Here is a 26,216-nt window from a genome sequence, read left to right as displayed (position 1 = left end):
GGATCCCTTAGACCAGCTTTGGACTCCGTCCCGCTTCCGGGAATGGACTGGGTAGGCCGACCTTCTCCGGGATGGGCACATACTCCGAGACAATCGCCCGGAATTCGTCGCCATCCAGGGTTTCCCGTTCCACCAAGGTATCGGCCAATCGATCCAGCAGAGGGCGGTGCTCCAGCAAAATCTGCTTGGCTTTCTGGTAACAGCTCTCCAGGATCTGCCGCACCTGGCGGTCGATCTTGGCGGCCACATCCTCCGAGTACTCGACGCGGTTCATCCAGCCGCCGCCCAAGAATACCTCGTTGTTGGGGGGATCCAGCATCAAGGGCCCCAGCTCAGACATGCCAAAGCGGGTCACCATCTGCCGCACCAGATTCGTGTTCTGCTGCAGGTCGTTGCTGGCTCCGGTGGTCACTTCCGAGTAGCCGAAGACGATCTCTTCGGCCGCCCGACCGCCAAAGCCCACCACCACCCGATCCAGCAGCCAAGCGCGGCTGTACATGCCGGAGTCGATCTGCTCCTCGTTGGGCAGTTGCTGGGCAAAGCCACCTGCGCCGCCGGAACGGGGGATGATGGTCACCTTGTTCAAGGGATCCGCGTGGGGCAAAAGTGTCATCAACAGGGCATGGCCACACTCGTGGTAGGCGATCAGGCGCTTGCTCTTGCCGTCCAGAAGCGGCGGCTTGGTCAGGCCAATGGTGATGCGGTCAATGGCATCGTCAATGTCTTGGTTGGTGATGGCCATGCGCTGACGGCGGGCCGCCAAAATGGCCGCTTCATTGAGCAGGTTGGCCAGATCCGCACCGGCAAAGCCAGGGGTACGGCGGGCAATCGCCTCTAGGCTGACCTCTTCCGCCAGCTTCTTGTTGCGGGCATGCACCCGCAAGATCTCGTAGCGCCCCTTAAAGCTAGGCCGATCCACCGTAATCTGGCGGTCGAAGCGGCCCGGACGCAAGAGAGCCGCATCCAACACATCAGGGCGGTTGGTGGCGGCAATCACGATAATACCGGTGTTGCCCTCAAAGCCGTCCATCTCGGTGAGCAACTGGTTCAGGGTTTGCTCGCGTTCGTCGTTGCCCCCGCCAATGCCGGCCCCCCGCTGCCGGCCCACCGCGTCAATCTCGTCGATGAAGACGATGCAGGGCGCATTCTCCTTGGCCTTCTTGAAGAGATCCCGTACGCGAGAGGCACCCACCCCGACAAACATTTCCACAAACTCAGAGCCGGACAGGCTAAAGAAAGGCACTCCTGCCTCGCCGGCAATGGCCTTGGCCAGAAGGGTTTTGCCCGTCCCCGGCGGCCCCACCAACAACACGCCTTTGGGGATCTTGGCCCCAACAGCGGTGAAGCGCTCCGGCTTCTTCAAGAAGGTAACCACCTCTTGCAATTCTTCTTTGGCTTCTTCAATCCCGGCCACATCGTCGAACTTAACGCCGGTTTTGGCTTCCATTTGAAAGCGGGCCCGCGATTTGCCGAAGTTCATTGCCTGCCCAGGGCCGCCCGCTCCAGCACCGGCACGCCGCAGGAAAAAGAACAACCCTCCCAACAGCAACAGCGGGATCACCAGGTTGCCCAGAAGCGCCCAAAAGGCGCTGCCATTGCGGGTGGGTACCACTGCCACTTCGATCCCCTGCTCGGTGAGGCGGTCCACCAGTTGCGGTACGGTGTTGGGCAGCAGGTTCACTCGGTAGCGGGTGGAATGCTGGGTCTGGGGATCCACAGCCGTAACTTCAGCTACCAGATTGTTGTCCGTGAGGCGCACATCCGTAACCCGCCCCTCCTCGACGTAGCGCAAAAAGCGATCGTAGGTGAGGGCCGAGGCCAAGGCTGCATGGGCGGGTGCAGGCTGCAGCACCAGGCCGGATCCCTGCCAGAGACAAAAGCCCAGCAGGAGGGCGATCAGCCAGCGCTGGGGAGATAGAGGCTTGTTCATAGGGAAGAGAACGCTCGGTTATTAAAAGTCCTTTAACAAACTTAACCTGTCCCTCCTGGAAGGCACAACCCTGCCCCCGCACCAAGGAGAACTCAATGGGCTTGAGATCTTGTAGGGATCCCTGCCCCATCCGATGCCCGCCACAAGCCTGCAGTTAGGCCGAGCCGGGGGATCCCAGACCATCCAGCCCATAGACGCGCCGCCACATGGAGTCAGCCAGAGCAGCGGGCATGAGCCGCATCAGCCCCAACGCCACCTTACCCCCCGTGAAAGCGGTGTAGCGGTCGGAAGGGTGAGGATCGGTCATCGCCCTCAAGATCGGCTCCACCACTTTTTCCACCGGCCAGGCCATTTTGCTGAACGAGCTGGCCAGCTCGGCGGTCTTGTCCAAGATCGCCTTGTAGGGGCCGTTGGGGTTGACAACGGCAGCAAAGGTTTCTTCCGCCACGCGGCCAAACTCGGTGGCTACCGGCCCCGGCTCGATCAAGATGACCTTGATGCCGAAGGGGGCCACTTCCACCCGCAGGGCGTCGCTGAGGGCTTCGACAGCAAACTTGGTTGCGTTGTAAACGCCGCTGAAGGGCATCGACATCTGGCCGGCCACCGAGCTGAGGTTGAGGATGCGGCCACTGCCCCGTTCCCGCATTTGGGGCAAGAGGGCACGGGTGAGAGCATGCAGGCCAAACACATTCACCTCAAACTGGCGCCGCATGGCCGCCACATCCACCTCTTCCACCGGCCCCATCTGGCCATAGCCGGCGTTGTTCACCAGGATATCCACCCGGCCAAAGTGATCCAGAGCCTTTTGGGCCAGCGCCTCCACCTGGGCCGTATCGGCCATGTCGGTGGGCACCACCAGCGCCTCCGCTCCCCGACTCTCCACCAAGTCCTTGACGTTTCGCAGCAGCCCCTCCCGACGGGCCGCCAGCACCAAGCGAGCCCCGCGTTTGGCCGCCTCCAGAGCGACTGCTTCCCCAATTCCAGCAGAGGCACCAGTAATCAGCACCACTTGATTGGCAAGTGAAGGCATGGTTTCCTTGATCCAAACTCTTCAACATCCTAGAAGAACGACTGGGATCCCTGGAGAGGGGCAGCTCCGTCTTCCGAACTTCTGGATTCGGCATCCGCTATCATGGCTACATTGGGTAAACCCAGAAAACAGCCGGGACAAAGCCCGATAGACAGGTCTCTGCTTGGGCTGAAGTCCTATGGTGCTTTGATTTAAAGTAGAGAGTTGTGTATAGGGTGCAGCGACTGTGAAGTACTTCTGCAGGCGAGTTGGCCGAGGTCGATCTCTCTCCCCGGAAGAGCGTTGGGTTGTTACTGAGGTTCGATTGGCTCAATTGCTCAGGGCAGCGGAAGCCAACTTGCGGGCCAATTCTGAGTTGCGCCAACAGCAGCAGGAGCAGCAAAAGCAACTGGAAGCCGAGCGCCGCCACAGCGAAGCCCTGAGAGACTCGACCGCCGATTTGCGCACCAGCGTAATGGAGCTGCGGGAAGGACAGGCCCTTTGGCAGAGCCATGTGGAAGAGCTGCGCTCTTGTCTGCGGGAGCTGCTCAAGGAACAAAGCGAACTGGTGCAGATTGTTGCCCAGCAGCAGCACATCCTGAAGGATTGTCAGGAAGTCATCCGCGCCATGCTGGAGCAAATGCGAGATGACCACCGAGACTTCCGCTCTGCCATCAGCATTTTGCTGGAGGAGCTGCACCAAACCGTGCGCTGTTTGGTTATCAGGTCAGGTGGCACCCTACCCAAGCCCGTTCGCCATCCCGAAGTGCCGGAGACGGATCCCGGCTCCCCGCCGACCGATTCGGCCTCGCCTGGGGAAGGCTCTTCGTCCTAGGGATCTTCTGCTCCCCCAAGAGCTATCCCACATCGCCTTCCGGCAGCCACTGCGGCCAGAACAGGCGCAACTCCCTGACCCGCTCCCCTTTGACCAGGAGGGATCCGCCCCCGGAGCGGCTTTGCAGCGGGATCTCGGCAGGAGAGAAGGAGTACACCTGTTCAGACTCCGTGATCACATCCAGTTGCAGATGGGAAGGCCTCTCCAGCTCGGGGGGGAGACCCACCAAGCCCACCAGCACATCCCCTCGGTCGGAGAAGTGAAAGGCCGGCGCGCCCACCGGACTCCGCTCCAAGATGGGGATCTCCTCCAGAGACAAGCGCTTCAGATAGCCCGACCGGCTGGCCAGAACCAGGATCCCTTGGGAGGGCACCAGCGCCATACCTGCAATCTGTTCGGTGCGCCCCAGGCGCAGGGCCGGCGATCCCATAGCCGCTCGACCCATCAAAGGGATCCCTTCGGCAGCCAGCCGCAGCACCCGTCCCCCTGAAGTCGCCAGAGCGACGCTGTAGCCTTGGTGGCCGGGATCCCAAAGGGCTGCCCAGCCCAGCTCATCTCCCTCTTTTAGCTTTAGGACAGTGGATCCCCGTTGGGTAAGGCCCATCAACTCTGCCAGGGCCAGCCGCTTGATCCGCCCCTGCCGGCTGAGCACCACCAAACTTGCCTTGCCCGGATCCGGATCCAACGTGAAGGTGGCAACCATCGGCTCGGGGTTGGGGAGAAGGGTAACCAGAGGCACCCCCCGTGAGGACCCAGTGCTGAGGGGGATCCCTGCGATGGGCACGGTAAAAGCCTTGCCGCCGGCGGTGAGCACCAAGATTTCCTGCTCCAGCGTGACGCATTCCAGGCCGACCAGCACATCTTCCCCCAGTTCCCGTTGCGCGGGGTTGCTGCGGGAGCGACGGCTAGGCAGAGGCAGGCGGCGCACATAGCCCTTGCGGGTGAATTGCAGCAAGAAGTGGGTCTCTTCCGTCTCTTCGCCGCTGGGGATTTGGGCCACTTCCGCTTCCAGCTCCGAGGCCGAGAGGATCTGGGTACGCCGGGGATCCCCGAAGATTTTCTTCAAGTGGCGCAGCTCTTTTTTCAGGTAGTTCAAGAGCTTGCGGCGGTCGCTGAGTAGCCCCTGCAGTTCTTCGATGCGGGCCTGCAACTGGGCATGTTCCTGGTGCAGCCGTTCCCGCTCCAATCCCGTCAGGCGACGCAGAGGCATGGCCAAAATCGTCTCTGCCTGCTGGGGGGTACAGCCCAGGCGAGTTTGCAGTTGGGCTTTGGCCGTGGCGCCATCGGGGGCTTGCTGCAGCAGCTCGATCACCCCCTGCAGATCTGCCAGCGCCAGCAACATCCCTGCCACCTCTTCCGCTTTGCGCTGCACCCGCTGCAGTTCGGCGCGAAACATCCGGTTGAGGGTAGCCTCGCGAAATTGCAAAAAGTGTTGCAGGATCTCCTTGAGGCTGAGCTGCCGCGGTTCCCCGTTCACCAAAGCCAGCAGGATGGCTCCAAAGTTGCTTTGCAAAGGGGTGAGCTTATACAACTGCTGCAAAACCGCCTGCGGGTTGGCCTCTCGCTTCAGCTCCACCACCACGCGAATGCCGCTGCGATCCGACTCATCCCGCAGATCGGCGATGCCGCTGATGCGGTCTTGGTTGGCCAGCTCGGCCACTTTTTCGATCCAGGCGGCTTTGTTCACCTGATAGGGAAACTCGCTGATGACTAGAGCAGGCCGCCGGTGGCGTCCTTTGCCCGGCTGGATCTCCTCAAATCGGGCTACCCCCCGCAGGGTGATGGAACCGCGCCCGGTGAGGTAGGCTTCGCGGATCCCTTGGGTGTCTAAGATTTGGCCGCCGGTGGGAAAATCCGGCCCTGGGATCCACCGCAACAGTTCCTCAGGGCTGAGGTCGGGATGGTCGATCAAAGCCAACAGGCCATCCACCACTTCCCCCAGGTTGTGGGGTGGGATATTGGTGGCCATGCCCACGGCAATGCCGGAAGAGCCGTTGAGCAGCAAAATGGGCAATCGGGCCGGGAGAACGGTGGGCTCCGCCTGGGATCCGTCGAAATTGGGCATGAAATCGACGATCTCTTCCGACACCTGCTCCAGAAGCGCTGTGTGGCTCAGCTCCGCCAGCCGGCACTCCGTGTAGCGCATGGCCGCCGGTGGGTCATCATCCACAGAGCCGAAGTTGCCGTGTCCCGCCACCAGGGGATAGCGGCTGGAAAAGTCTTGTGCCATGCGCACCAGCGCGTCATAAACTGCCTGATCCCCGTGGGGGTGATATTTCCCCAGCACATCCCCCACCACCCGTGCGCATTTGCGGTAGGGGCGATCCGGCGTCAGGCCCAGCTCGTGCATGGCGTAGAGGATGCGGCGGTGTACCGGCTTGAGGCCATCCCGCACATCCGGCAAGGCCCGCCCCACGATCACGCTCATGGCGTATTCCAGGTAGGAGCGCTGCATCTCCCCTTGCAAATCGGTTACAATCACCCGACCCAGACGGGATCCCCCACCCGAGCCAAATCCCAGTCCGTTGAGAGTCAGTTGCTGAGTCATGGCACAAAGGAGCGGAACGCTTTCCAGGTTACCGAAAAAACGCCGTAAAGCCCTGCCCTTGAGGGCAGGGGGGTATGTCAATCTAGCCGCTTCTGCGGGCCCCGCGAGAGGGATCCCATCTCATCCCATCTCACATCCCATCTCAATAGAGATAGAGAAGAAGCGAAGAAATTGAGAGCAGACCGAACCCCGCAACTCCCGCCTCGTGCTATGACTTGAAGCGGCAGCATCCACCTCAACCCCCCCATGGTCGACACTCCCATCCGCTTTGGCACCGACGGCTGGCGAGCCGTGATTGCCGATGCCTTTACTTTCCAAAACTTGGCCCTTGCCGCCCAGGCCAGCGCCCAAGTGTTGGCCCGCACCTACCCCGGCGAAGGGATCCTGGTCGGCTACGACAACCGCTTTCTTTCGGAACGCTTTGCCGCCCACACTGCTGAGGTGGTGGCCCGCCTGGGGATCCCGGTCTATCTCTCCACCACGGTGGCCCCAACGCCGGCCTTTAGCTGGGGTGCCAAGGAGCGGGGCTGCCACGGCGCTTTGGTGATCACCGCCAGCCACAACCCCCCCCACTATTCCGGCCTCAAGGTCAAGGGGGGATTCGGTGGATCCGTGCCGCCGGAAGTTACCGCCGCCATCGAGCAGGAGATGCAAAACCTGAAACCGCTGGGATCCGCAAAGGCTCCTATTGAAACCTGGGATCCCTGGCCCGGCTACCTGGCTCAGCTCAGCCGCTTTGTGGATCTGGAAAAGCTCAAAGGATCCCCGGCCAAGATCTGGGTGGATGTCATGTTTGGCTCTGGCGCTGGCGGCCTCAAGCGCCTCTTGGGGGAGAAGGTCATTGAGTTGCAGGCGCATCGGGATCCCTTGTTTGGGGGATTTCCCCCCGAGCCCTTGCCCCAAAACCTGCAGGCTTCTGCTCAGATCATCGCGGCGGATCCCGCCCCCTTGAAAATGGGTTTGGTCTTTGATGGGGATGCCGACCGCATTGCGGCTCTCGATGGGCAAGGCCATTTCCTCAGCCCGCAGATCCTGATCCCCATCTTGATCGACCACCTGGCCGGGCGACGCGGCTTGCGGGGCGAGATTGTCAAAACCATCAGCGGCTCCGAGCTGTTTGTTAAAGTTGCACAGCACTATGGCCTACCGGTTACGGAAATGCCGGTGGGCTTTAAGTACATCGCCGAGCGCATGATGAGCACAGAGGTGCTCTTGGGCGGAGAAGAATCGGGCGGCATCGGCTACTTGGGCCACATTCCCGAGCGGGATGCCCTGCTTTCGGCCCTGTATCTCATCGAAGCGGTTACGGAAACCGGCCAAGATCTCAGCACCATCTACCGGGCTTTGCAGGAACGGGAAGGGTTCACCTCTGTTTACCTGCGCCGCGATCTCCACCTCGCCGATCAAAATCAACAAACTGAGTTATTCAAACGGCTACAGATGGATCCCCCGGCTGAGATTTTGGGGCAGAAAGTGATCAAGCATTTCGACAAAGACGGCCACAAATTCGTCCTCGCCGACGGCAGTTGGGTGATGATTCGCGGCAGCGGCACCGAGCCTCTGCTGAGGTTGTACTCAGAAGCGAAAGACCTAGAAGCAGTGAACGCCCTCCTGGATTGGGCAGCCGCCTTGATCGGCCAGGTTGATTGAGGTTGATGCGGATCCCTTGCGTGGTGGCCGCATCCTAACCCTGTGTTTTTGGATTCTCCTCAAACCCACAGCCGCGGGCTAGATGAAGGTCACACTCACAGGCGGCGCTATCACTGGGGCTGCCTCGTTGCTGGTGAGTGTGGTAGGAGGATTGATGTACGTACCTGCTGTGCTAGAAGTAACGTTCACTGAAATCATGCACATAGTGTTAACAGGCAGAGTTCCATTCGAGAAAGCAATAGACGTTCCATTCGCAGCCACGTTAAGTACACCACTGCAAGTAGTGGTGAAAACGAGAGGAGTATCAATAACGAGCCCAGGAGGTAAGTCGTCTGTAAAGGCAAGGCCGGTCAGAGGGGTAGCCGTGTTGTTGATGATGGTAAAGGTCAAAAGTACAGAAGCACCAGCTGTAAAAGGTGTACCTGGAAATGGAAATGCTTTAGTGAAAACCGGAGAAGTTGCACCCACCACGAGAGTTACAGTCCCACTTTGCGCAGGGGGAGCTTGGGCGCTGGTGAGAGTTACAGGGGGATTGACGTAAGTGCCTGGAGTCCCAGCAACAACCTGAACAGTCACTGCACAAGTTGCATTGGCAGCCAGTTTTCCATCGCTCAGGGCAATTGAGGCTCCGCCTGGAGGCGCATCAGGTGTGCCGTCACAGGTATTGGTGATGTTAGGCGGATTGGCAACAGACAACCCTGCAGGCAGGCTGTCTGCAAAGTTGAGGCCGGTTAGTTGAATCCCTGAGTTATTAACAATCGTGAAGATAACCGTTACAGTTACAGGGGCATCCACTGCTGAAGCAGGATTAAAGCTCTTAGTGAACGTTGGAGCAGCAAAGGGGCCTGGGGGCAAGCCAATAATGCTAGGAGAGGGATTGGGAGTGGGCAGGGGCGGGATCGTCGGCGCCGACACAGGAGGGGGCACAAGAGGGCTGGGTTGACCTGGGGGAACAGATCCAATCGGAGGAGTGGATGGCAGCCCTACCCCCGTTCCTCCAGGTTCTGTATTTGGGTTTTGCACAGGGATGATTGGCCCTGGCAGCGAGCTGATTGGATTCCCCTCTTTAGTTTGTTGACAAGCTGTTAGCAAGCCCAAGCACAAGCAAGCCAAAACCCCAGCTACTTTTCCCGTTTTCATTCCCTCATCCTCCTGCCATTCAACTCTCTCGTGGCACAAACCCAAACAGCCTTACTCAGCTCTAGCTTAGTTGGCTTGGGCGCGCGCTTCCAGCCTCAGAGCTTGACCAAATGAATCTCGAATGACCACGATTACCAAAACCCTTTCTCCCACAGCAACGTTGGTGTTGTAGGCGGCTAGAGCCGCCGGGAAGGTGAAGCCGTTGGTAAGCGTGATCCCGTTGATTCGGTCGTCGTAGCTATTGCCTCTGCCTATCAGCGTATTTCTAAACTGCTCAATTGCCGTCGGCAAAAAGATGCTGGTAATATCCGTGCCGCGACTGATGTTAAAAAACTGAACCTCTACGCTCCTGATCACTCCTGGAGCAAGTAAGCCTCTCAAGGTGATGGTTACGAAAGCAGATCCTACTGGGGGAATCACAGCAGGGTTTGGCGGGGCGGACAGCAAAAGATTGAACTCCCCATCTGGAGCTGGCCGCAAGCTAGGCGGATCCGGTAGGTCGGGCTGGATGGGCGGCGGGGTGATGGGGGCAAAGTCCGGCCCTGGGCGAAAGGTGATAGGCGTGAGATTGGGGGCAATCGTGGGGGCAACGGCCACAGGAGGAGGCGTGGCACCGCTAGAAGCCAGTAGAGGCGGCACCCCGCTGGTGGTCTCGCTACTGCAGCCGGTAATTAGCGCAACCGAAGCACAGGTTGCCCAAAGAGAGAGGCCGCCACGGCCAAGGGCTGAGCCAAAACGTCGTCTCATCGAAAAATCTCCACTCACTCACACCACAGCAAACGTCTTAGGCAGCGTCCAGCGGGGATCCACCGAGCTTGCTCAAGTCTTATGCATCTGCACAATTTCAAGGGGGATGCCTGCTGTTAGTTCTACTGCATCCTAGAGCGTTGTCAAGCAAGCGGCAGAGCAAATGCAAGAAATTGTTCTGGAAATGGCCCATCCCCTAGATATGGGGTATCATAGCCTCGAGCAGGGGCGGCCAGCTTACCTGTAGCGTTAGGGGTTGGGTGCCTTCTCCCCATTTTGTGTGTGGATTTGCCCAGATTTAAGGTGTGTGAGGAAGTGCCGTATGAACTTCAAAGGTCGCTCGTTGGCGGTTTTGTGTGGAGTCTTGCTGCTAGGCGGCTGCGGAGAAGTTAATGAGTCTCCGACCTTGCCTGGGCCCGTCCAGGTAGATCCGGCTGCCTTTGTCTCGGCCCAAGAGTATCGCTTTACCCCCGGCTCAGTGCTGGAGACCACCAGCCTGCGGCTGGACTTTATCAACCCTAGGTTTGGGGGCGGTGTTTCTATTCCTGTTCGGTCATCGCCAAATCAAGGAAGCGGTGAAGCTCGGCTGCAAGGCATAGAAGCCATAATTGCACCCACTGACGACAACCGCATCGCCATTCGCATTGCCGAACGGGTTCCACCACTTGAGGTTGTGGCTTTTGCTCCAAACAACGCAAGGCTGAGCACTCGCGTGGATCTTTCAACGGCAAATGGTCTCGCGTTGATTTCTAGTGGAGTCGGAGACCGTCGCCTCAGGGTTAATACGGCATTCTCGGGTGAGATAGGAATTACCCAGCTCAGGGAAAGAGTATCGGCTGCGTCGACAACATTACTGCCCGATGGCAGTCTAACAAGAACTGAGCTCAGAGAAGAAGTACCAGAGTTTATTAGAACAGGTAGAATAACTCTTCAAGTTACGAGGATTTTAGTCAGCAGATCTGGAAACCAAGTAGTTCTTGAAGGCCAAGCTTCCCTGACTGAAAGAGTCCCAGGTGTTCTCAATGAGGTGACAGGCGAGTTCTTCGGTTCCTCAGACCTTCGGCAAAGCAATGTTGATGTGATTTTGCAACAAGGATCCTTCTCCGCCAGCTTTGTGGTGCGGCAGCGAGGTGTTGCGGGCGATGGCACTCCCGAGGACGCCTTGGCTCTCTTTGCCCGCCTGAACTTCCGGCCCAACCAGGCGGAGATTGTCTATCGTCCCGCCCAGGTGGGTACCCAGTCAGTGCTGTTTGCTCCAGATCCGACTCGGCCCAACATCTTGCCCAACCAGTTGGTGCGTATCCGGCGCCTGTTGAACGGTCGTGTTCAAGCGGAGTTTGATCCGGCCAACACCAGCACAGTTCTCAACTTTGTGCAGGTCAGCCCCCCACCGCGACCTTTCCCCACACCGATACCGCAATTGCCGGTTCCTGATCGTCCGGGTGCCCCAACAGTCTTTGATTACTTTTTCTCATTGCGCACAGAGCGCTCTACAGGTACCCTGCCCGGCTCGCCCGTGGAAGGAAGCAACCCTGAGCCCGTTATCCTTCAAGGCATTGTACCTACCACAGGAGATTTCGTCTTCCGTACCCTGGCCGGAGCACAATTGGCGGGGCCGTTTAACCGGCTTGATATTGGTGGGGGAACACAAAGAGGAAATCTGAACCTTGTCTTCGATTCAACGACCTCTGCTGAGCGCATTTCCGGCCAGTGGTTCCTGGAACAAGAGTTCCCCACCGGCAACGTTGAACGCGGTACGGCGGATGAACCAGGAAATGATCCTAGCAAGGAAGGGGCCATTTTGATCATCCGTGGGTTTTTTGAGGGAACTGAGGTGCGGCTGTAACCCAGGCAACCCGTTTGATCCCAGGGCAGGGATCCGCTCTGGCTTGGCCTTTTCGTCGGTCAGAGCTTGGGTAGATCGCTGAGCACCACCTGCGCGCAGTTGTGGCCAGGGATCCCGGTCACTCCGCCTCCTGGGTGCGCCCCTGAACCGCAGAGGTAAAGGCCGGGAATGGGGGATCGATAGTCGGCCAGGCCGGAGATGGGCCGCAGGTTGTAGCTTTGATCCGGCGTCATTTCCCCGTGAAAAATGCTGCCCCCCACAAGGCCAAAGCGGGCCTCCAGATCCACGGGCGACAACATCTGCCGTGCGATCACGGCGTTTTTAATGTTGGGGGCAAATTGGGCAATTTTGTCGATTACCCGATCGGCAAATTCTTCCCGCAGGCCATCGTTCCAGTCTCGCCCTTTGGGTTGGTAAGGCACAAACTGGCAGAAACAGGAGAGGATGTGCTTGCCTGGGGGAGCCATTGTCGGGTCGGTGGGGGATTGGCTGTAGATCTCGATAAACGGATCCCGGGAAGGGATCCCGTACTTGCAGTCATCCCAAGCCCGCTCCAGATAGGCCACCGAGGGAGCAATGTCTACCGTGGCGGAACTGACCACTTCTGGGGGCACTTCAGCAGGGGCCGCCGTGTAGCGGGGCAGTTCCTCTAGGGCCAAGTTGAGCTTGTACACCGGGCCTGAGGTGCGGTAGTGCCGTTCTAGCCGGTCACGCAAGTCTGGGGGCAAAGAGGAGCAGAGTCGCAAAAAGGTGATTTGGGGATGGGCATTGGAGAGAACCGCCCGCGCCCGCACGGTTTCCCCCGATTCGAGGATAACCCCAGCGGCCTGCCCACTCTCCATCAAGATCTCCGCCACTGGAGCAGACGTGCGGATCTCCACCCCTAAGTCCAGAGCTGCCTTGGCCATAGCCTGGGTAATGGATCCCATCCCACCGCGCACATAGCCCCAGACCCCACGCGAGCCAATGGCCCGACCTACCGCATGGACTAGCCAAATGTAGGGCGTACCCGGAGTCATCGGCCCGGCAGAGGTGCCGATCAAAGATTGGGGAGCCATCGCCGCCTTGACCTGCTCCGACTCGAAGAATTCATCCAAAAGATCGGTGGTCGAGAGGAGCATGATGCGGCGGAAATCGTCCTCATACCCGGCGGCTGCAAAGCGATCCGCCAGTTGGCCCAGTGAAATCGGCGGCTGCATCAAAGTTGGCTCCACCACCTCGTTCACCCGATCCCAAAACTCCTCCCAGCGGTCGTAGGCTTCCGCATCTTTGCGGGAAAACTTGGCAATTTCCGCCTTGCTCTTGGCACGGTTATCGGCATACAGGAAGAGGTGCTGCCCATCCGGGAAAGGCATGAAATAGGAAGGTTGCTTGGCATAGACCTCAAAGCCATAGTCCGGCAGGCGCAGATCGCGGATGATCTCCGGGCGCAGCAAACTACAGGAGTAGGAAGCCACCGACACGCGAAAGCCCGGGTGAATTTCTTCTGTAATGGCAGCCCCACCAACGGTGTGATAGCGCTCCAGCACTAGCACTTTTTGCCCCGCTTTGGCCAAATAGCAAGCGCTCACCAGCCCGTTGTGCCCGGCCCCAATCACCACCGCGTCGTAGCTCATCGACAATCCTTCTGCAAACGCTTCTCCACCCACAATACTCCTGCCAGCCAAGATTCGATCTGCCGGCAAGGGATCCCTGCCTTAACCGATGGAAAAAACCTGATCCAGACTCAACTCTCCAGCCCGGATCCCAGGGATCCCAACTTTTTCTTTGGGGGTGTAAGCCTCTCTTTTTTGGTAAACTCCCGACTCTATTGGCAAGCTGTACGTCTCTAGGCAGTTCTCTTGCAAGTTCAAGATCCAGTAGTTGGGGATCCCGGCTTTGGCGTAGAGTCCGAGTTTGACTTCCCGATCATAGGTAAGGGAAGAATCAGCCACTTCGATGATGAGATAGATGTCTTCGGGCTGAGGATGCCGAGAGCGGTACTCATCCTGCTGAAAGCGCACAATGGCAAAGTCGGGCTCTGGCTCGTGATTGGGGGGCAGTTGGACCGGATCCTGGGTGCGCACAATAGCTTGCTCCTGCACAAGGCCCACCAACAGTCGGTACAGGCGGCTACAGTAGGCGGCGTGCCTCTCCCCTTTCGTCATCTTTTGAACTAGGAGCCCGTCAATCAGCTCCAACTGATTGGGCTCTTCAATCTGTCCAGACTCAATCAGTCGATGAAACTCCTCAAAGGTATATCGCCTGATATAGGGATCCAATCGGGCGGCTAGAGTCATCGACCAAACTCATCAGACCCTAAACTTCATATCACCACTCTACCAACTCACAAAAAAGGGATCCCTGGACAAGCCAAGGGATCCCTATTCAGCAGGTTATGGGCTTGCTACCCCGACTGAGAGGCTGTCGAGGCGATAACAAAGGCCGCGTAGGTCAGCACGTAACCCACCGTGAAGTGAGCCAGACCCACCAGACGACCTTGGACAATCGACATGGCCACCGGCTTGTCTTTCCAGCGGATCAGCTTGGCCAAGGGAGTGCGCTCGTGCGCCCACACCAAGGTCTCGATCAGCTCTTGCCAGTAGCCGCGCCAGGAGATCAGGAACATGAACCCAGTTGCCCACACCAGGTGGCCGAACAGGAACATCCAGGCCCAAACCGCCAGGTTATTCATCCCGTAGGGGTTGTAGCCGTTGATCAACTGGGCGGAGTTGGCCCAGAGGTAATCCCGCAGCCAGCCCATCAGGTAGGTGGAGTTCTCGTTGAACTGGGCAGTGTTGCCGCTCCAAACCCCAAGCTGCTTCCAGTGCCAGTAGAAGGTAACCCAGCCGATGGTGTTCAGCATCCAGAACATGGCCAGGTAGAAGGCATCCCAGGCAGAGATGTCGCAGGTGCCGCCCCGACCCGGGCCGTCGCAGGGGAAGCTGTAGCCAAAGTCCTTCTTGTCCGGCATCAGCTTAGAGCCGCGGGCATCCAACGCCCCCTTGACCAAGATCAAGGTGGTGGTGTGCAGGCCCAGGGCAATGGCATGGTGCACCAGGAAGTCGCCAGGGCCAATGGGCAGGAAGAGGAACCCATTGGGGTCGTTGATGGCTTGCAGCCAGCCCGGCAGCCACACGTTGCCGTAGTTGGGCCATGCCGTAGAGGCGATGCTGTTGGGATCCGACAGCAGCACGTTCATGCCGTAGAGCATCTTGCCGTGGGAGGCCTGGATGAACTGGGCAAACAACGGCTCGATCAGAATCTGCTTCTCCGGCGTGCCGAAGGCCTGCATCACATCGTTATGGACGTACAGCCCCAAGGTGTGGAAGCCCAAGAAGAGCGACACCCAGCTCAGGTGGGAGATGATCGCCTCTTTGTGATCCAGCACCCGAGCCAGCACGTTGTCCTTGTTGGCTTCGGGATTGTAATCCCGCACCAGGAAAATGGCTCCATGGGCAAAGGCCCCCACCATCAAGAAGCCAGCAATGTACTGGTGATGGGTGTAGAGAGCCGCCTCCGTGGTGTGATCCATGGACATGAACACGTAGGGGTTGAGGGAGTACATGTGCTGCGCCACCAGCGAGGTCACCACTCCCAAGCAGGCCAGGTGCCAGCCCAACTGGAAGTGTAGAGACTCGTTGTAGGTGTCGTAGATGCCCTCATGTCCACGGCCCAACAAGCCCCCGAACGGCGTGCCCTTGGGTGGGTTGTGAGCCGCCATGATCTCCCGCATAGAGTGGCCAATGCCCCAGTTGGTGCGGTACATGTGGCCGGCCACGATGAAGATCACCGCGATGGCCAGGTGGTGGTGGGCCATGTCCGTCAGCCACAGGGACTGGGTGTTGGGGTTAAAGCCACCCAAGAAAGTGAGGATGGCCGTGCCCGCCCCTTCTGCCGTGCCCCAGACATGGTTGGCCGTGTCCGGGTTCTGGGCATACACCCCCCAGTTGAGGGTAAAGAAGGGCTTCAGGCCCGCCGGGTGAGGCAGCGTGGTGAGGAAATTATCCCAACCCACATGCTGCCCGCGGGACTCGGGGATGGCGACATGCACCAGGTGGCCAGTCCAAGCCAGGGAGCTGACCCCAAACAAGCCGGCCAGGTGGTGGTTGAGACGGGCTTCAGCGTTCTTGAACCAGCTCAGGCTGGGGCGAAAACGGGGCTGTAGGTGCAGCCAGCCGGCAAACAGAAACACCGCCGCCAACAACAACAGGCCGATGGCACCGGCGTAGAGATCGCCGTTGGTGCGCAGGCCGATGGTGTTGAACCAGTAGTACAGGCCAGAGTAGGCCGCATTGACGGGGCCGCCGCCCCCCGGTTGGGTAAAGGCTTCCACCGCTGCCTTGCCGAACTGGGGATCCCAGATGGCGTGGGCGATGGGGGTGACACCCGTGGGGTTGGCTACCCATTGCTCATAGTTGCCTTGCCAGGCGATGTGGAAGACGTTGCCGGAGGCCCACAGGAAGATGATGGCCAGATGGCCAAAGTGGGTGGCGAACAGCTTTTGGTAAAGCCGCTCCTCCGTCATGCCATCGTGGGTCTCGAAGTCGTGGGCGGTGGCAATGCCATACCACAGCCGACGCGTGGTGGGATCGCTGGCCAGGTCTTGGCTGAATTGGGGAAAACGAGTTGCAGTTGTCATGATTCTCTCTTCCTCCTTGCCTTAGCCGAGTGCGCCGAACCGTGCCAGGAAGAACGCCCAGGTGGTGACGATCCCTCCCAACAGGTAGTGGGCCACACCGACCGCCCGACCCTGAATGATGCTCAGAGCGCGGGGTTGAATGGCCGGAGCGACTTTTAGCTTGTTGTGGGCCCAAACGATCGACTCAATCAGCTCCTGCCAGTAGCCGCGACCGCTGAACAGGAACATCAGGCTGAAGGCCCAGACGAAGTGAGCGCCCAAGAAGAGCAGCCCATAGGCCGACAGCGCCGAGCCGTAGGAGTTGATCACCTGCACCGATTGCGCCCACAGGAAGTCCCGCAACCAGCCGTTGATGTTGACGGCGCTGGCCGCAAAGTTGCCGCCGGTGATGTGCTCAATCGTGCCATCGGCGTTGACCGTGCCCCAGATGTCGCTCTGCATCTTCCAGCTGAAGTGGAAGATCACGATGGAGATGCAGTTGTACATCCAGAACAGCCCCAGGAACACGTGATCCCAGCCGGAGACCTGGCAGGTGCCGCCGCGGCCCGGGCCATCGCAGGGGAAGCGGAAGCCCAATTTGCCTTTGTCCGGGATCAACCGGGAAGAGCGGGCAAACAACACCCCCTTGAGCAGGATCAGCACCGTAATGTGGATGGTCATGGCGTGGATGTGGTGGACCATGAAGTCCGCCGTGCCCAGCACCATCGGCATCATGGACACCTTGCCGCCCACAGCTACCACGTCGCCGCCGAAGATGGGGCTAACCGAAGCGCCCACATAGGGAGCGGTGCTGGCAATGGCCGAAGTGTGCAGCGACTGAATCCACTGGGCAAAGATGGGCTGCAGTTGGATCCCGGTGTCCGAGAACATGTCCTGCGGACGGCCCAGGGCCTGCATGGTGTCGTTGTGGACGTAGAAGCCGAAGGCGTGGAAGCCCAAGAACAGACACACCCAGTTGAGGTGGCTGATGATGGCGTCGCGGTGGCGCAATACCCGATCCAACACGTTGTTGCGGTTCACCGCCGGGTCGTAGTCCCGCACCATGTAAATGGCCCCGTGGGCAGCACCCCCCACCACGAAGAAGCCGCCTATCCACATGTGGTGGGTAAACAGGGAGATCTGGGTGGCGTAGTCGATGCCCATGTAGGGGTAGGGGTTCATGGCGTACATGTGCTGGGCCACGATGATGCTCAGGGATCCCACCATGGCCAGGTTGATGGCCAGTTGGGCATGCCAAGAGGTGGTGAGCACTTCGTAGAGGCCCTTGTGGCCTTCGCCGGTGAAGGGGCCTTTGTGGGCTTCCAGGATCTCTTTAATGGAGTGGCCGATGCCCCAGTTGGTGCGGTACATGTGCCCGGCCACGATGAAGAGCACGGCAATGGCCAAGTGGTGGTGGGCTTGGTCGGTCAGCCAGAGGGCACCGTTCTGCGGATCCAGGCCACCCTTGAAGGTGAGAAACTCCGCGTACTTGCCCCAATCCAAGGTAAAGAAGGGCACCAACCCGCTGAAGATGCCCCAATCCACGCTGGGGAACATCTCCTTCATCAGGGCCGGCTTAAGGATGAACTCGTGGGGCAAAGGCACCTGATCCGCCGGCACGCCCGCATCCAACATCTTGTTGATGGGAATGGCCACGTGGATTTGGTGACCGGCCCAGGCCAAAGAACCCAGCCCCAGCAGGCCCGCCAGGTGGTGGTTGAGCATCGATTCCACATTTTGGAACCACTCCAGCTTGGGAGCCCGCTTGTGGTAGTGGAACCAGCCGGCGAACAGGCACAGCCCGGCCATCACCAAGCCACCGATGGCGGTGCAGAGGAGTTGAAACTCATTGGTGATGCCGGCAGCTCGCCAGAGGTGAAATAGACCAGAAGTAATGCGGATCCCTTCGAAGCCGCCGCCCACATCCCCATTCAGGATCTCTTGGCCGAAGATGGGCCAGACCACTTGGGCGCTGGGCTTGACGTTGATCGGATCCGCCAGCCAAGCGGAATAGTTGGAGAACTGAGCTCCGTGGTAGTACATGCCGCTCAGCCAGACGAAAACCACTGCCAAGTGGCCGAAGTGAGCGGAAAAGATCTTACGAGAGACGTCTTCTAAGTCGCTGGTGTGACTGTCGAAGTCATGAGCAAGAGCATGGAGGTTCCAGATCCAGGTCGTGGTCTTGGGGCCACGGGATAGGCTGCGGTCGAAGTGCCCCGGCTTGGCCCATTTCTCAAATGAGGTGGGAACCGGATCCACATCAACCGACACCTTGACCTTCGGCTCTCGCTCCTTTGGCGTAGTTGTCATCAAGAACTCCTCTCTTGCGACAAGGAACGAAGCATCCCTACCCCTTGGCAGAAGATTCCCCCAGGGCAGGACTTACCTGGCATTATAGGTCAGGGTTTGTGAGCCCTCAGTTGCTTCACAATAATTAAACGAGGGATCCCTTGTCCCATCGAGGCTGGAGTCGATTGGCAATTGTTCTTTCGATCATAGATGTAAATATATGTAACGAATTTTCAGCCAACCCAATCCGTTCTCAGGAAGGGTTGGAACTGAACAATAGACAGCAAGGGATCCCCTGGGTGGGGATGTGTGGTAAAACCCTGGCAGCCCTTTTGCAGATACCACCCTATGACCCTAGAGATTCCCCGTCGCCAATACGTCAGCAACTACGGCCCCACCGTAGGGGATCGGGTGCGCCTGGCGGACACCGAGCTGATCATCGAGGTGGAGGAGGATTTCACCACCTATGGTGAGGAGATTAAGTTTGGGGGCGGCAAAACCATCCGCGATGGCATGGGGCAATCGCCGACGGCCACCCGCGCCAATGGGGCCTTGGATCTGGTGATCACCAACGCCCTGATCCTGGACTGGTGGGGCATCGTCAAGGCGGATGTGGGCATTCGCGATGGCTACATTGTCGGCATTGGCAAAGCCGGCAACCCCAACATCCAAGCGGGGGTGACGCCGGGCATGGTGGTGGGCCCCAGCACCGAGGTGATCGCCGGGGAGAACCTGATCCTGACGGCGGGAGGGATCGATGCTCATGTGCATTTCATCTGTCCGCAGTTGTGCGAGTTTGCCATCGCCTCGGGAGTGACCACCCTTTTGGGGGGCGGAACCGGGCCGGCCACAGGCAGCAACGCCACCACCTGCACCCCTGGAGCTTGGAACTTGGGCAAGATGTTGCAGGCGGCGGAGGGGTTCCCCGTCAATTTGGGCTTTTTTGGCAAGGGGAACGCGGCTTTCCCCGAGGCTCTGCGGGAACAGGTGGAGGCAGGGGCCTGCGGACTCAAGATCCACGAAGATTGGGGATCCACGCCGGCGGTGATCGATAGCTGCCTGCAGGTCGCGGATGAGTACGACATCCAAACCCTCATCCACACCGATACCTTAAATGAGTCCGCTTTCGTGGAGGACACTATCGCTGCCATCAATGGCCGCACCATTCACACCTTCCACACCGAAGGGGCCGGGGGTGGGCATGCCCCCGACATCATCCGCATTGCCTCTGAGCCCAACGTGCTGCCCAGCTCCACCAATCCCACCCGCCCCTTTACCCGCAACACCATCGAAGAGCATCTGGACATGCTGATGGTGTGTCACCACCTGAGCAAGAATGTGCCGGAGGATATTGCTTTTGCCGAAAGCCGCATTCGCCCCCAAACCATTGCCGCCGAAGACATCTTGCATGACATGGGGGTGTTCAGCATCATCTCTTCCGACTCCCAGGCCATGGGCCGGGTGGGGGAGGTAATCATCCGCACTTGGCAGACGGCTCACAAGATGAAGGTGCAGCGGGGGCCTCTGCCGCAGGACAGCAGCCGCAACGACAACTTCCGGGCCAAGCGTTACGTGGCTAAGTACACCATCTGCCCCGCCATCGCCCAAGGACTCAGCCACGTCATCGGGTCGGTGGAGGTGGGAAAACTGGCGGATCTGTGTCTGTGGAAGCCGGCCTTTTTTGGGGTTAAGCCGGAAATTGTCCTGAAGGGGGGCCTGATCGCCTACGCCCAAATGGGGGATCCCAATGCTTCCATTCCAACCCCGCAGCCGGTGTACCCCCGCCCCATGTTCGGCAGCTTTGGCCGCGCCCTGACCGAGACCAGCCTGCTCTTTGTCTCCCAGGCTGCTCTAGACTTGGGGATCCCGGAGAAATTGGGGATCCAGCGCCGGGCCGTAGCGGTGAAAAATTGCCGCGAGATCGGCAAAGCGGATTTGAAACTCAATACCGCCACTCCCCACATTGAGGTGAACCCGGAGACCTATGAAGTGCGGGCCGATGGAGAATTGCTCACCTGCGAGCCGGCAGAGGTGCTGCCCATGGCACAGCGGTATTTTCTGTTCTAATTTGGGTGTTCTAATTTGGGAGAGCTTGAGAGCTCCTTGGGAGGTTGACCGGTAACTCAAGCATGGGCCACCTTGTTCTCCGCCATCTCAGCAAGCGCTTCCACAAGCGAGGGATCCCTGTCCTCAGGGATTTGTCTTTGAGCGTGGAGGCAGGGGAGATCTTCGCCCTGCTGGGGCCGTCGGGCTGCGGCAAGTCCACCACCCTCAATCTCATCGCCGGCCTGCTGGAGCCGGATCCCTTGCCCTATCCGGGGGAAATCTGGCTGGATGGGATCCCCCTCAACCCTCTGCCGCCGGAACGGCGCGGCGTGACTTTGCTGTCCCAACACAGCCGCCTGTTTCCCCACCTGAGCGTGGGGGAAAACGTCGCTTTTGGCCTGAAAATGCGGGGTATTCCCCGGGCAGAGCGGGAGGCTGCCGCCTTGGGCATGTTGGAGCGGGTGCAATTGCCCGGATTGGCTCAGCGTCGGCCTAGCCAGCTCTCTGGCGGACAAGCGCAGCGGGTGGCCCTGGCGCGGGCTTTGGTGATTCGGCCCAAGGTGCTGCTGTTGGATGAACCTTTATCGGCCCTGGATGCCAACCTGCGCCAAGAGATGCAGGCTCTCATCCTGGAGCTGCAGGCGGAAACAGGGGTGACGACGGTGCTGGTTACCCACGATCAAGCAGAAGCCACAGCCATGGCCCAACGCATCGGCCTGATGTTTGAGGGGCAGCTACACCAGGTGGGATCCCCTGTGGAGTTCTATCAGCAGCCGCGCTCCGAGCGCATTGCCCGCTTTTTTGGCGGGGTCAATTTTTTCGATGCGCAGGCGGAGGGTCACCAACTTCGCCTCAACGACGGGATCCGCTTGAAAAGCGCCGTGCCACTTCAAGGTCAGGTGCGGCTGACGGTGCGTCCGGAACAGGTGCAGGTGCTTCCCCAGCCGCCCGGCTTGGCCGACAATGTTTTCTCCGCTCAAGTGATGGCGGAACGCTTTGCGGGCACCCAGCGACGGCTGACCTTACAAACCCCTTGGGGCAGTCTGCAGGCTTGGGTGGCTCCCCATCAGGTGTTTGCGCCGGGGCAGGCAGTGTGGATCCATTTGCCGCCAGAGGCTCTGTGGCCTGTGGGGGTTGGCGGGGATCCCTCACCCCCGGCCCTTTTCCCAAAGGAGGAGGGGAGAGTTTAAGTTGAATCTGAAACCTGAAAGTTTGATGGGGATGGTGGCAAGGCTATGCAACCCAAAAGCGTTTTCTGGAAGCGACGGCAGGTGTTGGCTGGTCTGGGATCCCTGGGAGCTTGGGCGTTGAGTCAAGGCTCTCCGTTTGCCCAGAATACCTCACAGAGTTCGGTGGATCTGGGATCCGTGAGCTGGGCAGACATTCTGGAGCGGGCGCGGGGCAGCTCTGTCAACTGGGCCATGTGGAGCGGCAGCGAGGCCATCAATGGCTTCGTGGATGGCTGGGTGAAAAGCCAGTTGCAGGAGCGTTATGGCATTCGCTTGAACCGGATCCCGCTCACGGATACCGTTGAAGCAGTCAACAAGGTGATTGGGGAGGTACAGGCCGGGCTGCGCAGCGGCGGCAGCATCGATCTCATCTGGATCAATGGCAACAACTTCCGCACCCTCAAGCAGGGGAATTTGCTCTTCGGCCCTTTTGCTCACAAATTGCCCAGCTTGACCTTCTACGATCCCGCCGATATTGCAACGGATTTTGGCCTGCCCACCGAGGGCTATTCTGGGCCCTACACCGGCAACTACTTTTTGATGGCCTATGATGCCGAACGGGTACCCAATCCCCCCCAGAGCTACGCCGAACTGTTGGCTTGGGCAGAGGCCAATCCAGGGCGATTTACCTACGTGGCCCCGCCGGATTTTCATGGCAGCCGCTTTTTGTTGAGCGCCTTCTATGGTGTGACCGGGGGCTATGCCCAGTACAGCGGGCCGGACTTCGATGCCGATCTCTGGGCGCGACAATCCCCTGCCCTGGTGGAATACCTGAGAAAGCTGGATCCCTTCCTGTGGAGACAGGGCCAAACCTACCCGCCCACCTTTGCCCGCCTGGCGGAGCTTTTTGCCAACGGCGAAGTGTGGCTCATCCCCACCTTTATCGATCAGGTGATCTTACGCAAGGGCAACGGCCAATTTCCCCCCAGCACCACCCCCTATGGGATCCCGGGCACCAGCTTGATCGATCCCTCGTTCACGGCCATTCCCATTAATGCGGCCAATCCTTGGGGGGCGATGGTCTTGGCGGAGGTTTTGGCCAGCCCGGAGGGGCAGCTGGAAAAGTTCAAGCCGGAGGTCTGGGGGGATCTGCCGCTCATTGATGTCAGCCGGTTGTCTGCCGACTACCAAACAGCTTTTGCCCAGCTGGAGGCTGCTGCCGGGATCCCCATTCAAGAGGCCATTGCTGGGGCAGTGCCCATCGTGAACTCCGAATACACGGTGCAACTGGAGGCCCTCTGGCAGCAACAAGTCTTGCCGGGATAGGGGTCAGGTATGCCCCTCACCCCCAGCCTCTTTCCAAAAGGGGAGGTCTTCTGACATTGGGGGTGGGCCGGGCAATGGCGGAGCAGGATCCTCACCTTGGGGCAACCAAACTTGGAAATGCGTCCATCCATCCGAGCTGTTGACGGAGATATTCCCCCCCATGTGCTCCACCAGTTGCTTCACCAAAGCCAGCCCCAGGCCGGTGCCGCCGTGCTTCCAGCGATCCGATTGCGGGATCCGGTAAAACTTTTCAAAGATGCGGGGCAGCTCTGGCTCTGGGATCTCGCTGCTGTTGCTGCAGACGAAGAGGATCCCCTCTCCTTCTGAGACAACCCGCAGGTGGATGGATCCCTCGGGGGCCGTGTACTTGATGGCGTTGTGCAGCAGCTCGCGCAGAACGCGCCCCAAGCAGGTGGGGTCGGCCCAAAGCGAGGGGATCCCTGCCTCCAGGTGCAGTTGCAGGTGTTGATGTTTGGCTTGGGCCAAAGGCTGAGCCCCGTCCAGCAAATCTTGTAAATACCGCGGCAGAAAAATATTCTCTGGTTGCAGCAGATACGTCCCGGCTCCCAGCCGTCGCATATCCAGCAGGTCGTTGATGAGCTCGATTTGCCGGTTGCACTCTTTCAGGGCAATGGTGAAGTAGTGCCGCTGTTTCTCGGGGTTATCGCGGGTCATTTGCAGCATTTGCAAGGCCATGCGCACATTGGTCATGGGGGTGCGCAGCTCGTGGGAGACGGTGCTGAGGAAATCATCCTTCAGCAGATTCAGCCGCTCCAATTCCTTCACCTGCGCTTGGGCTGCTTGGTACAGACGGGCTTGGCGAATGGCCAGGGCACATAGGTTGGCCACCTGATAGGCCAGTTGAATCTCGTCTTCGGAAAACTCTTGCTCCGGCAGCCGCTCCAACAGCAAAGCTCCCAGCCGCTTCTCTTTGTCCCAAAGGGTGCAGGCCAGCAGCCGCACCCAGCGTCCTTCCTTCCGACAACAGCAGTGGATTTTCCATTTCTGCTGTGAGGAAGAATGGGACTGCAGCAGGCGCAAGAACTCCGGGTCACTGGCGTAGTCTGGCCCATGCAAGGGATCCGCCCTGTCGCCCTGAGCTGCATCAGAAGAGAGAAGGGGGGAGTAGCAGTAGCCGGGGATCCAGGTTGACCCATCTTCTAAAAGCAGCAGGACTTGGCAGCAGGTTAGGCCTAGTGCCTCGGCAAGGGCTCTGACCACTTCTTCAAGAATTTCCCCCTCGTTTAGGCTGACCACCATCCGGCTGCTGATGGCGCGCAGCACCCCCTCAAAATGCAAGGCTTGCTGCAGCTTGGCCGTGCGCAGCTCCACCTGGGCTTCCAGCTCCCGGTTGAGGGCCTGCAACTGCTGTTCTGCCCGTTTCTGCTCGGTGATCTCCCGCCCCACCGATAGGATCTCCACCAAGCGGCCTTGGCTGTCGAAAATGCCCTGATCCACCCAGCTAATCCAGCGGGACTGGCCGTTTTCTCCGGGGTACTCCCGCTCGTTGCTGTAGCAAGGGCTTTCGGGAGTGAGGGCAGCAAAAGCTTGCAACACCTTAGCCTGCTCTTCTTCCGGCAGCCGATCCCGCCAAGGTTGGCCCACCACCTCCTCTGCCCGCTGACCGAAGAAGCGCAAATAGGCAGGATTGACATAGGTGATGCAGGTATCGGGCCGAAAGCGGCAAATGAGCTCTGTCTGCTGCTCCACCACGGCGCGGTATTCTTGCTGCTGCTGCCAGAGACGATCCAGCAGGGCCTGCTGAGCTGCTGCCGCCTGCTGCCAGGCTTTGGTTAGCGTCTGCACCTCCTGGATGGGGCCGGGATCCAAAGGGGGCCAGGGCTGGAAGCCGCTGTGTATAAATTGCTCGGCTACTTGGGTGAGGCGGCGCAGGGGACGGGAGAGAGCTTCGCCGAGGAGGATCCCTGTCCCCAGCATGCTCAGCAATAGCCCACCCCCCAGCAGCGCAGCCTGTTGGGCGCTCCGATGGACTTCGGCCAGAAGGGTTGCCTCTGGGATCCCGTACACGAAATAAAAACCTAGCCTCCCTTCACTCTGAACGGACTCCACCTCCGCCCAGTAGGGGATCCCTCCGACCTTGAGGCGCAGCGAATCTTGGGAAGAGGCCGTCCCCCAGGAGCCCACCTGCTCTTGCACGGCCACCAGCAGCGGGTGGGGAGCAGGCCCTGCCGTGCTGGCCACCACCTGTCCTTCCTCGTCCAGCAGAAAACTCACCTCTGCAGGAGAACGGCCTTCCATCTGTTCCAGAAAGGCTTGAAGCTGCCGGACGGAGAGGGAAGCCACCAAGCTGCCGTAAACCCGCCCCCCCGAGTCGGTCAGGGATAGGGACGTCATGATCAGCCGCTCTGGATCCTGGGCAGGAAGCTCCGCAAAAAATCGGGTTACCACCCAAGTGTCGCGGATCCGTTCCGACTGCAGGAGCTGGGGAAACCAGAACAACTGCCTCAGATCCACAAAGCCCAACCGGCGAGTGAACCCTGTGGGATCCCCTGTCTCTGGATCCCGTTGGCGGCCCTGGGCGGATCCCGGCAACAGGCCGGGGGTGTGGTAAGTCCAGATCGACCCATCGGCGTGACGGCGGGCGGTAACAAATCCCCCCTGAGCAGAGACAAAGCCGACATAGCTGAGCTCAGGAAATGGCTGCAACTGGCGGGCAAAGTGAGCTTCCAGCACCTCTAGATCGGCTGGGCTGGGGGTTGTCAAATCGGGCAGCAGCCCCCCCCTCACTGCCCCTTGATTGAGGGCATTGATCTGAAGGGGAATTTGCAAATATCTGGCAAGATGCTCTTCGGTGCGGTCGGTAACTTCCCGCCTCAGTTGCTCCGTCAAGCGCAGCGCCAGGTGTCGCCCGCCCTGCCAGGAGAGATAGGCCACTCCCCCCACTCCCCCTGCTACTGAGAGCACTAGGGGCAGCAGCAACGCCACCCGCAAAGGAATGGAGCGGAAAGGCCACCGGGATCGCACTTCAGAAGAACTAGAGGAAGACGGCATGGGATCCCTCACAGAACCTCAGGCTTGGGGAGCATGACTCTAGTCAATAATAAGCTCAACTATACTGAA

The 26,216-nt window shown here is 59.5% G+C and carries 16 protein-coding genes; 6 read left to right on the top strand and 10 right to left on the bottom strand.

Features of this window, described 5'->3' with window-relative positions; all coding sequences use genetic code 11:
- Nucleotides 1-7 precede the first annotated feature (7 nt).
- The gene (gene ftsH / locus NW843_RS04960; protein ID WP_414522289.1) at nucleotides 8-1,930 is read right to left on the bottom strand and encodes an ATP-dependent zinc metalloprotease FtsH; all 1,923 of its coding nucleotides are present in this window, start codon (nucleotides 1,928-1,930) and stop codon (nucleotides 8-10) included.
- Between the two features lie 154 nt (nucleotides 1,931-2,084).
- Nucleotides 2,085-2,960, bottom strand: a complete 876-nt coding sequence (locus tag NW843_RS04955) for an SDR family NAD(P)-dependent oxidoreductase (protein WP_414522288.1) — start codon at nucleotides 2,958-2,960, stop codon at nucleotides 2,085-2,087.
- 304 nt (nucleotides 2,961-3,264) lie between these two features.
- Here NW843_RS04955 and NW843_RS04950 point away from each other — a divergent pair, with 304 nt between their 5' ends.
- Complete coding sequence (locus NW843_RS04950) at nucleotides 3,265-3,774, top strand: hypothetical protein (protein WP_414342192.1); 510 nt, start codon at nucleotides 3,265-3,267, stop codon at nucleotides 3,772-3,774.
- 22 nt (nucleotides 3,775-3,796) lie between these two features.
- On the opposite strand, the gene NW843_RS04945 is transcribed toward NW843_RS04950, so the two are convergent.
- Nucleotides 3,797-6,322 (bottom strand): DNA gyrase/topoisomerase IV subunit A, encoded by a 2,526-nt coding sequence (locus NW843_RS04945; protein ID WP_414522287.1) that lies wholly within the window; start codon nucleotides 6,320-6,322, stop codon nucleotides 3,797-3,799.
- 246 nt (nucleotides 6,323-6,568) lie between these two features.
- On the opposite strand from NW843_RS04945, the gene NW843_RS04940 reads away from it, so the two are divergent.
- Nucleotides 6,569-7,972, top strand: coding sequence for a phosphoglucomutase/phosphomannomutase family protein (locus NW843_RS04940; RefSeq protein ID WP_414522286.1), 1,404 nt, complete (start codon nucleotides 6,569-6,571; stop codon nucleotides 7,970-7,972).
- Nucleotides 7,973-8,050: 78 nt separating this feature from the next.
- On the opposite strand, the gene NW843_RS04935 is transcribed toward NW843_RS04940, so the two are convergent.
- Nucleotides 8,051-8,767, bottom strand: coding sequence for a hypothetical protein (locus tag NW843_RS04935; protein WP_414522285.1), 717 nt, complete (start codon nucleotides 8,765-8,767; stop codon nucleotides 8,051-8,053).
- A 411-nt stretch (nucleotides 8,768-9,178) separates the two neighbouring features.
- The gene (locus tag NW843_RS04930; protein ID WP_414522284.1) at nucleotides 9,179-9,859 is read right to left on the bottom strand and encodes a hypothetical protein; all 681 of its coding nucleotides are present in this window, start codon (nucleotides 9,857-9,859) and stop codon (nucleotides 9,179-9,181) included.
- 322 nt (nucleotides 9,860-10,181) lie between these two features.
- On the opposite strand from NW843_RS04930, the gene NW843_RS04925 reads away from it, so the two are divergent.
- The gene (locus tag NW843_RS04925) at nucleotides 10,182-11,705 is read left to right on the top strand and encodes a hypothetical protein (protein ID WP_414522283.1); all 1,524 of its coding nucleotides are present in this window, start codon (nucleotides 10,182-10,184) and stop codon (nucleotides 11,703-11,705) included.
- Nucleotides 11,706-11,764: 59 nt separating this feature from the next.
- Here the strand turns inward: NW843_RS04925 and NW843_RS04920 are convergent, their stop codons facing one another.
- The 4 genes from NW843_RS04920 to psaA all read right to left on the bottom strand — a co-directional run bounded on the left by NW843_RS04920 (nucleotide 11,765) and on the right by psaA (nucleotide 18,615).
- Complete coding sequence (locus NW843_RS04920) at nucleotides 11,765-13,372, bottom strand: phytoene desaturase family protein (RefSeq protein ID WP_414522282.1); 1,608 nt, start codon at nucleotides 13,370-13,372, stop codon at nucleotides 11,765-11,767.
- A 30-nt stretch (nucleotides 13,373-13,402) separates the two neighbouring features.
- Nucleotides 13,403-13,984, bottom strand: coding sequence for a Uma2 family endonuclease (locus NW843_RS04915; protein WP_414522281.1), 582 nt, complete (start codon nucleotides 13,982-13,984; stop codon nucleotides 13,403-13,405).
- Between the two features lie 107 nt (nucleotides 13,985-14,091).
- Nucleotides 14,092-16,326, bottom strand: a complete 2,235-nt coding sequence (gene psaB / locus NW843_RS04910; protein WP_414522280.1) for a photosystem I core protein PsaB — start codon at nucleotides 16,324-16,326, stop codon at nucleotides 14,092-14,094.
- Nucleotides 16,327-16,347: 21 nt separating this feature from the next.
- Complete coding sequence (psaA, locus tag NW843_RS04905) at nucleotides 16,348-18,615, bottom strand: photosystem I core protein PsaA (protein ID WP_414522279.1); 2,268 nt, start codon at nucleotides 18,613-18,615, stop codon at nucleotides 16,348-16,350.
- A 327-nt stretch (nucleotides 18,616-18,942) separates the two neighbouring features.
- Here psaA and ureC point away from each other — a divergent pair, with 327 nt between their 5' ends.
- From ureC to NW843_RS04890, 3 genes are all read left to right on the top strand, one after another.
- The gene (gene ureC, locus NW843_RS04900; RefSeq protein WP_414522278.1) at nucleotides 18,943-20,661 is read left to right on the top strand and encodes an urease subunit alpha; all 1,719 of its coding nucleotides are present in this window, start codon (nucleotides 18,943-18,945) and stop codon (nucleotides 20,659-20,661) included.
- A gap of 62 nt (nucleotides 20,662-20,723) precedes the next feature.
- On the top strand, nucleotides 20,724-21,830 hold the full coding sequence (locus tag NW843_RS04895) for an ABC transporter ATP-binding protein (RefSeq protein ID WP_414522277.1): 1,107 nt from the start codon (nucleotides 20,724-20,726) through the stop codon (nucleotides 21,828-21,830).
- Nucleotides 21,831-21,875: 45 nt separating this feature from the next.
- On the top strand, nucleotides 21,876-23,135 hold the full coding sequence (locus NW843_RS04890; RefSeq protein ID WP_414522276.1) for an ABC transporter substrate-binding protein: 1,260 nt from the start codon (nucleotides 21,876-21,878) through the stop codon (nucleotides 23,133-23,135).
- Between the two features lie 3 nt (nucleotides 23,136-23,138).
- Here the strand turns inward: NW843_RS04890 and NW843_RS04885 are convergent, their stop codons facing one another.
- On the bottom strand, nucleotides 23,139-26,147 hold the full coding sequence (locus NW843_RS04885) for an ATP-binding protein (protein ID WP_414522275.1): 3,009 nt from the start codon (nucleotides 26,145-26,147) through the stop codon (nucleotides 23,139-23,141).
- Nucleotides 26,148-26,216 lie beyond the last annotated feature (69 nt).

The organism is Synechococcus sp. R5-12, assembly GCF_047502655.1.
GTDB lineage: Bacteria > Cyanobacteriota > Cyanobacteriia > Thermostichales > Thermostichaceae > Thermostichus.
This window is presented reverse-complemented; position numbering and strand designations above follow the sequence as displayed.

Coding starts and splice junctions, on each gene's coding strand:
- ftsH (WP_414522289.1), bottom strand. CDS start 1,930: ATGAACAAGCCTCTATCTCCCCAGCGCTGGCTGATCGCCCTCCTGCTG.
- NW843_RS04955 (WP_414522288.1), bottom strand. CDS start 2,960: ATGCCTTCACTTGCCAATCAAGTGGTGCTGATTACTGGTGCCTCTGCT.
- NW843_RS04945 (WP_414522287.1), bottom strand. CDS start 6,322: ATGACTCAGCAACTGACTCTCAACGGACTGGGATTTGGCTCGGGTGGG.
- NW843_RS04940 (WP_414522286.1), top strand. CDS start 6,569: ATGGTCGACACTCCCATCCGCTTTGGCACCGACGGCTGGCGAGCCGTG.
- NW843_RS04930 (WP_414522284.1), bottom strand. CDS start 9,859: ATGAGACGACGTTTTGGCTCAGCCCTTGGCCGTGGCGGCCTCTCTCTT.
- NW843_RS04925 (WP_414522283.1), top strand. CDS start 10,182: ATGAACTTCAAAGGTCGCTCGTTGGCGGTTTTGTGTGGAGTCTTGCTG.
- NW843_RS04915 (WP_414522281.1), bottom strand. CDS start 13,984: ATGACTCTAGCCGCCCGATTGGATCCCTATATCAGGCGATATACCTTT.
- psaB (WP_414522280.1), bottom strand. CDS start 16,326: ATGACAACTGCAACTCGTTTTCCCCAATTCAGCCAAGACCTGGCCAGC.
- psaA (WP_414522279.1), bottom strand. CDS start 18,615: ATGACAACTACGCCAAAGGAGCGAGAGCCGAAGGTCAAGGTGTCGGTT.
- ureC (WP_414522278.1), top strand. CDS start 18,943: ATGACCCTAGAGATTCCCCGTCGCCAATACGTCAGCAACTACGGCCCC.
- NW843_RS04895 (WP_414522277.1), top strand. CDS start 20,724: ATGGGCCACCTTGTTCTCCGCCATCTCAGCAAGCGCTTCCACAAGCGA.
- NW843_RS04890 (WP_414522276.1), top strand. CDS start 21,876: ATGCAACCCAAAAGCGTTTTCTGGAAGCGACGGCAGGTGTTGGCTGGT.
- NW843_RS04885 (WP_414522275.1), bottom strand. CDS start 26,147: ATGCCGTCTTCCTCTAGTTCTTCTGAAGTGCGATCCCGGTGGCCTTTC.